This window comes from Rhizobium subbaraonis, assembly GCF_900220975.1.
Lineage (GTDB): Bacteria > Pseudomonadota > Alphaproteobacteria > Rhizobiales > Rhizobiaceae > Mycoplana > Mycoplana subbaraonis.
The window spans coordinates 49,814-63,277 of record NZ_OBQD01000015.1 but is presented as its reverse complement, the minus strand read 5'-3'; the positions used below and the strand labels follow the sequence as shown (position 1 = coordinate 63,277).

Below are 13,464 nucleotides of genomic sequence, written 5' to 3'. Positions count from 1 at the left end.
GCCTCCACCGCATCGCGCTAGCCCTCGTTCGCCTGGATGAGGATTTCGATGCGGCGATTGACGTCGGCCATCGGATCTTCGGGGACCTTCAGCCGGCGATCGGCAAAGCCGCTGACCTGGCTGACCCGCTTCTCGTCAAGACCGCCGCGCACCAGCATGTAGTAGGCGCTCTGCGCACGCGCAGCCGACAGCTGCCAGTTGTCGCCGTTGCCACGGAAGGGCCGTGCGTCGGTATGGCCGCGAATGGCGATCGCGCCGCCGCGTTCGGCAAGGATCTTGCCGATCTTCTCCATCGCGATGACCATGTCCTTCTTCGGCAGTGCAGAACCAACGTTGAACATGGCCGAGTTGATCTGGTCGGTCAGGCTGACCAGCAGACCGCCTTCGGCCGGGGTCACCGTCAGGCCCTCGGCGAGTTTGCCGAGCGTGCCGATGTTCTGGACGATTTCCTGCTGCAGCTTCCGCGCCTCGTCCGATGCCTTGCGTTCGGCTTCGCTCTGTTCCTTCGCGACGTCTTCCGGTTTCGCTTCGGCGGTCTCGCTGGCCTTGTCCTGACCAGGCTTGGCGACGCTTTCGCTGCCGGCGCTGGTCGCCTGGCTTATTTCCACCTGCTGGGTCCAGAAGTCCGGATCGAAGGGATCGCGATAGGCTTCGCCGCCGGCAGCACCGGTGGCCGGGCCGGAATCGGCTGCACCGCCTTCGCCCTTGGCGCTGACATTGGCCTGCTGACCGACTTCCTGCGCAATCTCGGACAGCACGGAATACGGGTTCTCGAAGAAATCGGCCTGCGAGTACTGCACTTCCTCGCCCGCGGTCGTGCTCTGGTCCTTGCCCTTCTCCGCACCCTCCGCCTGCGACTGCTTCTGGCCGTCGCTGTTGGACTTCTCCTGGGTGTTCTCGCCCTCCGCCTGCTTACCGGGCTTCTTGAGCGACTTGTCGGCCGGCTTGTCGTCGGTGAGCTTGATGGGATTGAAGTAGGAGGCGACCGAGGCCTTCGTTTCCTCGTTTGCCGCATTGACGAGCCACATGACGAGGAAGAAGGCCATCATGGCCGTCATGAAGTCGGCATAGGCGATCTTCCAGGCGGAGGCGTGATGTTCGCCCTCGTGGTCGCCATGGCGCTTGACGATAATGATCTCGTTCTTGCCGTTGTGGTGATTTTCTTCGCTCATGCCAGTACCCTGCGGACCGTGTCAGCCCAGGCCGCCATGCGCGTGACCAGGACCGTATCCCCGAATTCTGCCGATAGATCGAGATCTGCCGCTTCCAGGTGACGAAATAGCGGGGCATGCCCCTCGAAGTGCGACAGCAACATTTCATAGAGGTGCGACGGTCCCTTGACCGTCACCACCAGGCCTTCGCCTTCGTGGCAACCGCTGCGGATCATCGTGGCGAGATCGGCAACCGCCTTACGAGCGAGGACCTCGTCCAGAACCGGCGCCAGCACGTTGGCCGCCTGGCTTGCCAGGAGGTCTGCCACCGTGTCCGACATCGCCGATATTCGCTCCGCGATCATCGCTGCGGCCTGCTTTTCATAGCTGTCGCGCAGTTCGGCGAGGCTCGCGGTGTGTGCGGCCTGCATCGCCTCCATCTCCTCGCGGTGCGCGCGCGAAAGTTCGGCTTCCGCCTCGGCCCTGCCCTCGGCGAATGCCTTGGCGCGCTCGGCTTCGATATCGACCGGTGACTCCGGCACGGACAGGTCGAACAGCGCTTGCGGTGCTGCGGCAGGCCCTCCCAGGGCGCTATCCCGCGGAAACGGCGATTGCGTCTGACGCGGCGGGCTGAAATCCTTCAGATATCTTGCAAGCTGCAGGCTCATCGGACGCCTCCGCGCTTAGCGTCTGGGACCGACGTGCGCTGAACGCGTAAACACCGCCCGCTGCTCTGCCCTGTTTCCTGCCTCGACACGTTTTTACTCTTCCACACCGCTGCCACGTCTCCTGGGACTTCGCGCCGATGACGTCCGGCCGGCGCACAATCTTCCTGACTGCAGGTTGCGAAACTAGAGGGTCAAACTTGTGCGAGGATGAATGTCTTGGGCCGCGCCAGGGCAAATCGCGCGGCCCAAGCGTCCGGCGTACCGATGACCATGGCACCCCGGGAGCTGAAGCGGCCATGCGAGGGACAACGTGCCCTTCGCCGCGGCCGCGCATCGCAGCCTTACTGCCTGAACAGCTGCAGGATGTTTTCGGAGTTGGTGTTTGCAATCGACAGCGACTGGATGCCAAGCTGTTGCTGGGTCTGCAGCGCCTTCAACCTAGTGGATTCCTCGTTCATGTCCGCATCGACCAGACGCCCGACACCCTGTTTGATCGTGTCGACCAAGGTGGCGACGAAGTTCTCCTGCATCTCGATTCGCTTCTGGATCGAGCCGAGGCTCGAGGCAGCACTCGTCATTGCCTCCAGCTGGCCATCGATGAACTTGGTCATCGCGTCCAGGGCATCTTCCTCGGTGGCGCCGGCGCCGAGCGCTGCCTGCACGCTGGCAAGGTCGGTAATGTCGAGCGTCGAGACGGAGAAGCCGAGAGCGGTGGTTCCGTCCATCGCTTCCTTGTCGAGAATGCCGAGCTTGCCGTCGCCGAGGTCGAAGAGCACGGTCGAGCCATTCAGCGGGTAATCGACCGTCGTCACCGCCACGGTGCCCGAAGAGTTGCGGATGAAGGATGCGACCACCTGCTTGGTGACGGTCGTCGCAACCGTCGCCGTCGCACTGGTGCTGATCTTTTCCTGAAGCCAGTTCTCGCCGGAGAAGGAGGCCGATTCCGCAACACTCTTGAGCTGCGCCTGCAACTGCTCGATCTCTTCCTGGATCTTTGCGCGGTCGGTACCCACGCCATAGGCGGCGACCAGCTTGGCCTTGATCTCCTGCACCGTTTCGATGGCGCTTTCCATTGCCGCATATGCGGTATCGACCTTTGCGGCACCCAGTCCCAATGCGTCCTGGACGGTGGACAACGCGCGATTGTCGGAGCGCATGGTGGTAGCGATCGACCAGTAGGCTGCGTTGTCCGCCGCCGTTTCGACGCGCTGGCCGGAAGAAACGCGCGCCTGGGTGGTCTCGAGGCTTCTGTCAATCGAACGCAGGGTCTGCAGCGCTGCCATTGCGGCGGCGTTGGTCAAAATGCTGGCCATCGTCAATACCTTGTATGGGGGATGTTTTGCAGGCCGGAGTGATAAACCGGCAACGGAGGAACCGCGTCATGCGCGCTGTCACCAACCGTTTGCCCTGGGCGACAGTCCATCATTCTTAACAAAGGGTTAATCGGCAAATGGTTAACAAATGGTTAACGCCGTTAGGGATTCCTTAAGATCCTGCGAAACCCGGGCCCAAATCGCCAACGGCGCAAGCCTCGCGCAAGCCGTCAGCAGGGACGCGCCACCTGCCGGCGACGGGAAACGAAAAATCCGCGGCTCCTTGCGGAACCGCGGATTTTTCCAGTCAGAGCGGGACGAAGTCGCCCCTAGCCAGGGCGCCGCTTACTGACGGAAGAGCTGGAGAATGTTCTCGGAATTGGTATTGGCGATCGACAGCGACTGGATGCCGAGCTGTTGCTGGGTCTGCAGCGCCTTCAACCTGGTCGATTCCTCGTTCATGTCCGCATCGACGAGCCGGCCGATACCGGAATCGATCGAGTCGCTGAGCTTGGAGGCGAAGTCGGCCTGCAGGCCGATCCGCATTGAAATGGAGCCCAGTTCAGCTGCAGCACTCGTGATCGCCTGGAAGGAGTCCTCGACCAGTTTGAGCGCTTCGGCCATGTTGACGGCAACGTAGGTGCCGGTGAATTCGGTGATGTCCAGCGTGTAGACCGAGAAGGTCGAACCACCAGAGAAGGCGATGGTCGTGCCGACGATGCCGCTGGTGGCATCGATGCCGCCGCTGCCATCGCCGCCGAACAGCAGGTTTCCGGTTGCGGTATCATTGAGGCTATAACCTGTGGTCGTCACGGCGACGGTGCCGCCGGCGGTGCGCACAAAGCCGGATACAACGCTCTTGTCGGCGGCGTCGCCGGCGATCCAGTTCTCACCGCTGAACGATGCCGACTGGGCAATCGACATCAACTGCTTCTGCAACTGACCAATTTCTTCCTGCACCTTGGCCTTGTCGACGCCTTCTTCGGTGGCCGCGACGATCTTTGCCTTGATTTCCTCTACGACGTCCTTGGCGCTTTCCATTGCCGCGTAGGCCGTGTCGACCTTGGCGGCGCCGAGACCAAGCGCATCTTCGACTGCCGAGAGAGCCTTGTTGTCTGAGCGCATCGTCGTCGCAATTGACCAGTAGGCGGCGTTGTCGGCTGCGGTGCCGACGCGCAGGCCAGAGGAAACGCGCGCCTGCGTCTCTTCCATGCTGTCATTGATCGAGCGCAGCGTCTGCAGAGCAGCCATTGCGGCATTGTTGGTCAGAATACTGGTCATTGGAAAGGGCCCCTTCAACGGCTAGGTCTTTCAAAAGGGACATCCCGGAATCGCCGGGAACGATGGAGCGGCCTGATGCCCGTTAACCGAATCTTCGCCTTGGTTAACCCATCGTTTCGATGGCTCCAGATAATGCAAACATGGTTAACAAATCTTAAACAGACGGGGAGGAAAGATTAAAAAGCGAAAAGCCGCGCCCCTTTCGGGGCGCGGCCTTCCAATTGAATTTCTCTGTTTTCTATCCGTATTAACGGAAGAGCGAGAGGATATTTTCCGAGTTGGAGTTGGCGATCGACAGCGACTGGATGCCGAGCTGCTGCTGCGTCTGCAGGGCCTTCAGGCGGGTCGATTCCTCGTTCATGTCGGCATCCACCAGTCGACCGACGCCCGAGTCGATTGCATCGCTCAGCTTGTTTGCGAAGTCTTCCTGCAGATCGATGCGCAGCGCGATCGAGCCGAGCTGCGAAGCGGCCTTCTGCATCAGCTGCAGACCCGTTTCGACCAGCGACAGGGCGCTTGCCATGTCTTCGTCGGAGTAGGCCGAGATGTCCATGTCGAGGATCGTGACAGTACCATCCCAGGTCGCGGTGGTCGCGGTCAGACCGAGGTCGATGGCGCTCGAGCCGAGGATACCGCCGGTGCCGGTGTTGGCCGTGGTGTCGATGGTGCCGAAGAGCACGTTGGAATCTGCGGTAGACGCGTCGGAATTCAGCGTGTAGGTCGTCGAGTTCGTCAGAACAGTGCTGTCGGCGTTGCGGATGAAGCCCGAAACGATGGTCTTGTCGGCAACGTTGGTGGCGGAGGTATCAGTGCTGTCGAAAACCAGCCAGTTCTGGCCGTTGAACGACGCGCCGCTGGCGATGGAGATCAGCTGCTGCTGGAGCTGCTTGATTTCTTCCTGAACCTTTTCCTTGTCGACGCCCTGCTCGGTTGCGGCGACGACCTTCTTCTTGATTTCGTCGACGACGTCGATGGCGCTTTCCATACCGGCATAGGCGGTATCAACCTTGGCGGCGCCGAGGCCGAGGGCGTCCTGAACGGCGGAGATTGCCTTGTTGTCCGAACGCATCGTGGTGGCGATCGACCAGTAGGCAGCGTTGTCGGCAGCTTCACCTACACGCAGGCCCGAGGATACGCGACCCTGGGTTTCTTCCATGTTGGAGTTGATCGAACGCAGCGTCTGGAGTGCCGACATGGCTGCGATGTTGGTCAGAATGCTCGTCATAATTGGTGCCCCTAAAAGCGAAACGAAAAGAAAGGGACATTCCGGGTTTCACCGGGAAACGGCGGTCAGCGTTCATGCCTGCTAACTGGTTAATTTTCTTAGTTAACCCGCCGTTTCGATGGGCTAAGGAAACACCAATAAAGTTAACCAAGATTGAACGGGAAAAATAAAAATGAAAAAAGCCGCGCCCCTGATCGGAGCGCGGCCTTCGATGTTTCCTGCGATGCGGGCGAACCCGCGGTCAGCCCGATTAACGGAAGAGCGACAGGATGTTCTGCGAGTTGGAGTTGGCGATCGACAGGGCCTGGATGCCAAGCTGCTGCTGCGTCTGCAGAGCCTTCAATCGCGTCGATTCCTCGTTCATGTCCGCATCGACCAGGCGGCCGACACCCTTCTCGAGCGCATCGCTCAGCTTGGATGCGAAGTCTTCCTGCAGTTCCACGCGCTTGGACAGCGAACCCAGCGTGGAGCCGGCGGTCTGCAGCGAGTCGAGGGCAGTCTGGACGTCGTCAAGCATCGTGGCGAGGTCGGCGGTCGTGGAGTCAACCGTCCAGGTCGCGTCGTAGATGTCGCCGAGGATACCACCCGTGCCGGCGGTGGCATCGAACAGGGCGTGGGTGGAGGCGTCGTAGCTCTCGGTCGTGACCTTGACGCCACCGCTGGCGTCGCGGACGAAGCCGGTGACGACGGTCTTGGCAGCGGTGTCATCCGGAACCAGCCAGTTTTCGCCGTTGAACGACGCGCCCGTTGCAACCGACAGCAGTTGCTTCTTAAGCTGGTCGATTTCTTCCTGAACCTTGGACTTGTCGACGCCTTCTTCGTTGGCGGCGGTGACCTTCGCCTTGATTTCCGAAACGATGTCGATGGCAGCTTCGATACCTGCGTAAGCTACGTCGACCTTGGCAGCGCCCATGCCGAGAGCGTCTTCAACAGACGAGATCGCCTGGTTGTCCGAACGCATGGTGGTGGCAATCGACCAGTAAGCGGCGTTGTCCTTGGCAGCGCCAACGCGGTAGCCGGTCGAAATACGATCCTGGGTGGTCTCCATGTCGTTGTTGATCGAACGCAGCGTGGCGAGAGCCGAGAGGGCCGAGGAATTGGTCATGATGCTAGACATTAGCTTTGTCCCTTATACGAAATACTATTGCTGGGGACATACCGGACTTAAATTTACTACCGGCTACTCCAGATCGGCTTCATGCCACTTGGTCTCTATATTCATCCCGAGAAACCAAACCTGTCGTGTGAGGTCGAATATCGGGCCCAATCCTTTCCCGCTCCTTAATTTCGACAGTAGGATTTGCCGGTCTTTCCCGCATAGTTAATAGATGCGAAGTTTATATGGTTAAGGACGAAAGCTTATATTGAATATATTTTTAACCATGTTTTCGCTTCCGGAATCACCGGGCGACTGACCCGCGCAAGGTTCGCCGGATACGGTTACCCGACCCATGTGCGGCGAGGCGCGATCGATCGCCAATCGTTGCAAACAGCCACCAGTTCGAACGGAGCACCCGCAGTTGAACCCGAAAGTCTCGTTTTCGATCGCTTCGCTGGAATACCAGAAGGGCGAATATCGTCAGGCCCTCCATACGCTGAACAAGCTGCTCGACATCCAGAAGGACGGAAAGACCTATGCGCTGCTGGCGAAGACTTTCGCCAAGATCGGGCTGCGGTCCGATGCAGCCTCTATCTTCGAGGTCGCCGCGAGCTATGACGACGCCCACTCCACGGAGTACCGCAAGCAGGCGATGACCCTTCATCTAGAGTGCGGCAACGAGGACGAGGCACTCGTCTCCGGCAAGCGGCTCTTCGAGAAGGATCCGAACGATCCGGACGTCGCCTTTGTGCTGGCGACAATCTTCCTGAAGCGCGGCGAGCGCGACATCCTCGAAGGGCTGAGAAAACCGCTGATCCTCAGTGGCAAGCCGGAGCACATCGCCCTGGCGGGTCAGTTGCTGACCGAGCACCTCGCCGACGAGAACAATTACCTGACGACTCAGAAGGTGCTGCAAGGCGCGCCCGGCAACACAGGCATCCGCAGCGTCTATCTCACGCAGGCGCGGGAACTGAACGACTACGTTGCAATCGAGAAGCACCAGCCGTTGCTCGACAAGGCCTATGCCAAGGGCGATCTCGCAGACCTGTCCCGGGAGCACCCCTGGTTCAACCTCAACTGGTGCGGCGACGAGAAGATCAACAGTCTGTCGAAGTATTTGATCAAACCCGCAACGCCGGAAACGACCGCGCTGCGCCGGCAGATGCCGCACACATGGTCCGACAAGATCAGGATTGGCTACCTGTCCTCGGACTTCTGGGACCTGCACGCGACGATGAAGCTGCTGCGCAACGTTTTGGAGCGTCACGATCGCAACCGCTTCGAGGTGACGCTGTTCTGCTACACCCCTGAAAGGCTGCTGGAACGGAACACGGCGGACCGCAGCACATGGGGCAACGTCGTCTCCATTCTCGACATGTCTGACGAACAGGCTGCGGCGACCATCCGGGCGCACGGGATCGACATCCTCGTCGAGATGAAGGGTCATACGAAGGATGCGCGGCCCGGCATCCTCAGCTATCCGACAGCGCCGGTTCAGGTCGCCTGGCTCGGCTTCCCCGGCTCGACGCTCAACGTCGATCTCGACTACGTCATCGGCGACCACTACGTGCTGCGGGATACGTCCAAGCCCTACTACCACGAGAAGTTCTGCCGCCTGCCGGACACCTACCAGCCGAACGATCCGGTCAACCGGTCGCCGCTGACGCCGCACAGCCGCGCGGAACTCGGCCTGCCGGAAGATACCTTCCTCTTCGCCTCGTTCAACAACAACCGCAAGATTTCCCTCGAGGTCATCAACCTGTGGGTCAAGATCCTCAAGCGGGCGAAGAACAGCAACCTGCTCCTTTTGACGACCTCCGAACGTTCGCGGATCAACATCGAGAACAAGTTCGAATCCGAGGGCATCTCGCCGAAGAGGATCATCTTCACGCCGAAGGTCAACTACGAGCAGCACCTCAACAGGTTGCAGGCGGCCGACATCGGCCTCGACACCTTCCCCTACAACGGCCACACCACGACGTCTGAGCAGCTTTGGGGCGGACTGCCCGTCATCGCCATGAAGGGCACGAACTTCGCCTCGCGCGTCAGCGAGAGCCTACTGAACGCCATCGGGCTGCCGGAGCTGGTGACGGCGGACCCCTCGGCCTATGTCAAGGAGGCGATCGCCTGCTACGAGAACCCCGACCGGGTTGCCGGCTACAAGTCGAAGCTGGCGGAAAACCGGCTCATCGCGCCGCTCTTCGATTCGGAGCGGTTCTGCCGCCATCTGGAGATGGCCTACGAAACGATGGCCGATCGCGCCCGAAACGGGCTTGAGCCGGATCACTTCGACGTTACCGCGCTGCCGCCCCGGACGACGCCCTTCCAATAGGCAGCACAGCCAACAACCGGAGAGAAGCCCCGTATCGATCGATGCGGGGCTTTTCCTGTGTCGCGTGAGGGTGTGTCGCGTGGAAACGGATGGGAGACTTCAGCGACACCCGAGCGTCGCGACCTTTCAGGTCAGCGCCTGACGCTTTTAACCAGAGGCGTCTGCTGCGGCGTGTCTTGGCGCAACCGCTGCGCCCTTCCTGGGCGGCACGCGTGAGCCATCTCCACAGGCAACGCCGCCGGCTAACTGAACGAACGGACGAGACTGCCGACCAGCAGATTCCAGCCGTCGATGAGGACGAAGAAGAGAATCTTGAAGGGCAGCGAGATCGAGGTCGGCGGCAACATCATCATGCCCATGGCCATGGTGATCGTTGCAACGATCAGGTCGATGACCAGGAACGGCAGAACGACGAGGAAGCCAATTTCGAACCCGCGCCGGATTTCGGATATCATGAAGGCCGGGATGACGGCGCGGAGATCGACCTTGCCGTCGACGACCACGGTCTGGCCCCGCTCTTCGGCAAGCGAGACGAAAAGCTGCAGATCCTTGTCGCGGGTATTCGCCGTCATGAACTCGCGGAACGGTTCCGCCACGCGCTTTGCCGCTTCCGTCTCGTCGATCTGGTTTGCGATCAGCGGTTCAATGCCGCTCTGCCAGGCACGGTCGAAGGTCGGCGCCATGACGTAAAAGGTCATGAACAGTGCGAGGCTGACCAGGATCATGTTCGACGGGGTCGTCGCAAGCCCCATGCCGGAGCGAAGGATCGCAAAGGCGATGACGAAGCGCGGAAAGCTCGTCACCATGATCAGGATGCCGGGCGCTACCGAAAGTACGGTCAACAGACCGAACGTGCGGATGATCCACGACGCCACCGAACCGTCGATGGGCGTATTGAGCAGCTGGGCCGGCGTCTGCTGGGCATACGCAAGGCTGGTCATCGCCACAAGGGCGACGAAGATCGTCGTAAGAAATCGAATCATTCGATCACAAAGGTTCGGAACATGATGTTCGTTACGCGCCCTTCCGATCGAAGGTCAACCCGCTCCTTCAGGTCGTCCCGTAGATATTGAAAGCCGCGCGGCCCCTGGATCTGCTGCAGCGACACGGTGCGCATGTAGGCCAAGATGTCCTGGTGGATCGCTTCGGCCAGGACCGGGTCGGGCTGCCCCTTGAAGGCAAGGGCAACCTCCATGCGAACAAGGTTGTCGGCGGGATAGGCGAGGTTGCTGGTGAAAGGCTCCAGCGCGACTATGCCGTTTGCTTCCGTCGCGAGGCGGGCGATCCCCTCGTCGGTCTTCTTTTCTTCGCCTTCGCCGGCCGCCTTCTCGACCGGCGCCGTCTCGGACAACGGCGGCGCCAGGATGTTGCCGACCAGCCAGCCGCCGCCACCGGCAACGACGCTCAGACCGGCGATGATCGCGATCGTTATGACCAGCGATGGCTTCTTCTTGCTTTCGCCGCCCTGCTCCAGGTCCGCCATATGCGCATTCCGTCTTCGTGTTCGGGGTATGCCGATCAGATCGGCGAGAAGAGATCGACGAGCTGCTGGCCCCACGGCGGCTGCTGGACTTCCGTCAGGCGTCCACGGCCACCGTAGGAGATGCGCGCCTCGGCAATCTTTTCGTAGGAGATGCGGTTGTTGGAATCGACGTCCTGCGGACGCACGATACCGCCGACATTGAGGATACGCAGCTCATGGTTCACGCGGACCTCCTGGGACCCGCTGATCAGCAGATTGCCGTTCTCCAGAACGCCCGTGACGACGGCTGCGACGAGAAGGTTGAGCCGTTCGGAACGCTCGGTCTTGCCGTCGCCCTTGGTGCTCGTCGAAGAGCCATAGGTCAGATCGCCGTCCGTATTGAGGCTGAAATTGTCGCCCTCGCCGGCCACCGAGAAGTTCATGCCGCTCTTGTTCGTGCGGCTGCGGTCGGTCTTGTTGTCGAAGGTCGCCTCGTCGTTGAGGCGGATCGTCACCGTCAGGAGGTCGCCGACGTTGATCGCGCGCGAATCCTTGAACAGGTTCGACTGATTGTCGCTCCAGGTGGAATAGCCGGCCATCCGCGTCTGCGGCTGCTTGGGATAGAGCGCCATCTGCGGCGTCTGGGCATATTGCAGACCGCTGCCGATCGGGCTCATCGACGGAGCGCGGCCGATTTCCTTCAGCGCCTGGTTGGCGCATCCGGACAAGAGCGACGTAGCCAGCATCGCGACAACGAGCTTCTTCATGACGGGTCCTTCGAGGTATTCGGATCAGAGGCGCTGGCGATGATGCTCGCGAGCAATGCGGCCGTCTCCGGTTTCATTTCGCTCAGGATCAGGCTCGACATGCGCGGATTGAGTTTCATCACGATCGCGGAAGCGACTTCGGGCCGGACCTTCTCCAGCTGGACCGCCGCCGCATCCGGCTTCATCTTCTTGTAGATCTCGACCAGACCGGCCTCGGCGGTCTTCAGGAAATCGTTACGCCGCTGCAGCCAATCCTCGTATTCCGCACGGCGCTTCTCCAGCGTCTCGATGCGGCTGTCGACGTCCTGCTGCAGCTTTTCCAGCTCCTGCCGCTGAAGCAGATAGCGCTGGTCGCGCGCCTTGTCGGAGATATTGGTGCAGAATTCGCGGATCTCGTCCCCGCTCGCCTGGCTGGTGACGATGACCGGACGCTCCTCGGCCTGTGCACCCGGCATGGCGAGCATCAGCACGCCGGCTGCGGGAAGGAGAAGAGCCCGCAGATCGCGAATGATCGGAAGCTTGTCGATGGCAATCGTCATTGCAGCACCAGTTCTGCCTGAAGTGCGCCGGCGGACTTGATGCCCTGCAGGATCGAGATGATCCCGTCAGGCTTCACGCCGATGCTGTTGAGCCCGGAAACGAGCGTACGAAGATTGGAGCCGTTGAGAATGGCGACAGTGCCGCCGTCCTGCTGGGCGATGATGTCGGTGTTCGGTTCTACCGCCGTCACGCCGTCAGAGAACGGCAGCGGCTGCACGACCTTCGGCATCTCGGTGACCTGCACGGTGAGCGTGCCGTAGCTGACGGCCACCTCGGAGATGCGAACATCCTGCCCGATCACGATGGTTCCGGTGCGCTCGTTGATGACGACGCGCGCGGGCACGTCGGTCTCGATGACGAGATTTTCCAACTCTGCCATCAGTCGCGCGAGGTCCGCGTTCTTCGGCTTCTGCACGTAGACGGCCTGGGAATCGCGCGCGTCCGCGATCCGGCCACCGAAGCGCTTGGCGGCATAGCGGTTGATGGCGTCGGCCATGCCGACCGCGGTCGAGAAGTCGGGATTGCGCAGCTGCAGCGTGAGGTCCGAGCTGTCCTTGAAGCGGGCCGGAAGCTCGCGTTCGATGATCGCGCCGTTCGGAACGCGACCGGCCGTGGTGACGCCCTGCTGGATCGTCGCCGCCTCACCCTGCGCGTTGAAGCCAGTGACCACGACGGACCCCTGCGCCACGGCATAGATCTGGCCGTCGGCGCCGGTCAGCGACGTCATGACCAGCGAGCCGCCGCGCAGCGACGTGGCATCGCCGAGCGAGCCGACGGTGACGTCGATGCGGCTGCCGGGGCTGGCAAAGGGTGGCAGCGTTGCGGTGACCAGCACTGCTGCGATGTTCTTCGCACGCGAGCGCTCGCCCTGCGTATTGATGCCGAGGTTCTGCAGCATGGACTGCAGCGACTGGTCGGTGAATGGAGAGGAACGCAGGCTGTCACCGGTGCCCTGCAGGCCGACGACGAGGCCGTAGCCGATCAGCTGGTTGTCTCGTCCCGCCTGCAGCGACGCGACATCCTTGATGCGCGCTGCCGAATGCGCCGGTGCCACCGTCAGCGACAGTGCCGCGAAGGCAGCCAGCAATCGGGACAGGAACGGTCTAATCATTTTGCCACCACATGCACTGAATGGTCACCCATCACGGTACCGGATACGATCACGCCGGAATCCATGTTGCGGATCTTGATGAGATCGCCGACCGAGGCGTCCTCGAGCGGCATGCCGGATGCCCGGATCGTCAACGGTCCGCTCTGGAAGACGAGCTGAACGGACTTGCCACGCGACACCGCATAGGGCTCGCGCAGCGCCGAGGCGAGGATGATCCGTCCGACAAGAAGGGTCTTCTTGGTGACCAGGCCGTCCACCGCCGCGATTTCCTCGACATAGCCGGGTGCGATATTCGGATTGGTGACCTCGACCTCTTCGAGCTGGCTCGAATCGATCTGCTCGCCGGGATAGATGGTTCGCTTGGGCACGACCGCGAAGCGCGGCTCTGCCAGAGCCGGCGTCGCTTCCAGGACGGCCGCGCATCCGGCGATCGCAAGGATGACGGCTGCAACCAGGCCTGCCGCGCGACGCGCCGCATTCCTGACTGGACGGAGGTGCTTCAGGCGAAACATCAT

Annotated in this window: 13 protein-coding genes; 1 reads left to right on the top strand and 12 read right to left on the bottom strand. The window is 61.3% G+C overall.

Translation table 11 applies throughout. From position 1 onward, the window contains the following. Nucleotides 1-17: 17 nt before the first annotated feature. The 6 genes from CRO48_RS21670 to CRO48_RS21645 form a co-directional block, all read right to left on the bottom strand. Entirely contained in the window at nt 18-1,172 is a 1,155-nt protein-coding gene (locus CRO48_RS21670; RefSeq protein ID WP_097141950.1) for a flagellar motor protein MotB, read from the bottom strand. Beyond that, nucleotides 1,169-1,819 (bottom strand): hypothetical protein, encoded by a 651-nt coding sequence (locus CRO48_RS21665; protein WP_097141949.1) that lies wholly within the window; start codon nt 1,817-1,819, stop codon nt 1,169-1,171. The genes CRO48_RS21670 and CRO48_RS21665 overlap by 4 nt, the downstream gene beginning before the upstream one ends. A 341-nt stretch (nt 1,820-2,160) precedes the next feature. Further along, complete coding sequence (locus tag CRO48_RS21660) at nt 2,161-3,132, bottom strand: flagellin N-terminal helical domain-containing protein (protein WP_097141948.1); 972 nt, start codon at nt 3,130-3,132, stop codon at nt 2,161-2,163. Between the two features lie 345 nt (nt 3,133-3,477). Further along, nucleotides 3,478-4,413, bottom strand: coding sequence for a flagellin N-terminal helical domain-containing protein (locus tag CRO48_RS21655; protein ID WP_097141947.1), 936 nt, complete (start codon nt 4,411-4,413; stop codon nt 3,478-3,480). Nucleotides 4,414-4,660: 247 nt separating this feature from the next. Further along, the gene (locus tag CRO48_RS21650; RefSeq protein ID WP_097141946.1) at nt 4,661-5,638 is read right to left on the bottom strand and encodes a flagellin N-terminal helical domain-containing protein; all 978 of its coding nucleotides are present in this window, start codon (nt 5,636-5,638) and stop codon (nt 4,661-4,663) included. A 250-nt stretch (nt 5,639-5,888) separates the two neighbouring features. Then, nucleotides 5,889-6,755: a flagellin N-terminal helical domain-containing protein gene (locus CRO48_RS21645; RefSeq protein WP_097141945.1), complete on the bottom strand. Its 867-nt coding sequence runs from the start codon at nt 6,753-6,755 to the stop codon at nt 5,889-5,891. Between the two features lie 403 nt (nt 6,756-7,158). Between CRO48_RS21645 and CRO48_RS21640 the strand changes: the two genes are divergently transcribed. Next, the gene (locus CRO48_RS21640; RefSeq protein ID WP_245423619.1) at nt 7,159-9,069 is read left to right on the top strand and encodes an O-linked N-acetylglucosamine transferase, SPINDLY family protein; all 1,911 of its coding nucleotides are present in this window, start codon (nt 7,159-7,161) and stop codon (nt 9,067-9,069) included. 242 nt (nt 9,070-9,311) lie between these two features. Here the strand turns inward: CRO48_RS21640 and fliP are convergent, their stop codons facing one another. Genes fliP through flgA form a run of 6 tightly spaced genes read right to left on the bottom strand, consistent with a single transcriptional unit; the run spans nt 9,312 to nt 13,464 of the window. Beyond that, a complete protein-coding gene (gene fliP, locus CRO48_RS21635; protein WP_097141943.1) occupies nt 9,312-10,052 on the bottom strand; it encodes a flagellar type III secretion system pore protein FliP in 741 nt (246 codons plus the stop codon). Next, nucleotides 10,049-10,552 carry a flagellar basal body-associated FliL family protein gene (locus CRO48_RS21630; protein ID WP_097141942.1) on the bottom strand — a complete coding sequence of 168 codons (504 nt, stop codon included), beginning with the start codon at nt 10,550-10,552 and terminating at the stop codon, nt 10,049-10,051. The genes fliP and CRO48_RS21630 overlap by 4 nt, the downstream gene beginning before the upstream one ends. 35 nt (nt 10,553-10,587) lie before the next feature. Further along, nucleotides 10,588-11,298 (bottom strand): flagellar basal body L-ring protein FlgH, encoded by a 711-nt coding sequence (gene flgH, locus CRO48_RS21625; RefSeq protein WP_097141941.1) that lies wholly within the window; start codon nt 11,296-11,298, stop codon nt 10,588-10,590. Further along, nucleotides 11,295-11,837 carry a MotE family protein gene (locus tag CRO48_RS21620; RefSeq protein WP_097141940.1) on the bottom strand — a complete coding sequence of 181 codons (543 nt, stop codon included), beginning with the start codon at nt 11,835-11,837 and terminating at the stop codon, nt 11,295-11,297. Before CRO48_RS21620 ends, flgH begins: the two co-directional genes overlap by 4 nt. Then, nucleotides 11,834-12,949, bottom strand: a complete 1,116-nt coding sequence (locus CRO48_RS21615; RefSeq protein ID WP_097141939.1) for a flagellar basal body P-ring protein FlgI — start codon at nt 12,947-12,949, stop codon at nt 11,834-11,836. Before CRO48_RS21615 ends, CRO48_RS21620 begins: the two co-directional genes overlap by 4 nt. Then, the gene (flgA, locus tag CRO48_RS21610) at nt 12,946-13,464 is read right to left on the bottom strand and encodes a flagellar basal body P-ring formation chaperone FlgA (protein ID WP_097141938.1); all 519 of its coding nucleotides are present in this window, start codon (nt 13,462-13,464) and stop codon (nt 12,946-12,948) included. The genes CRO48_RS21615 and flgA overlap by 4 nt, the downstream gene beginning before the upstream one ends.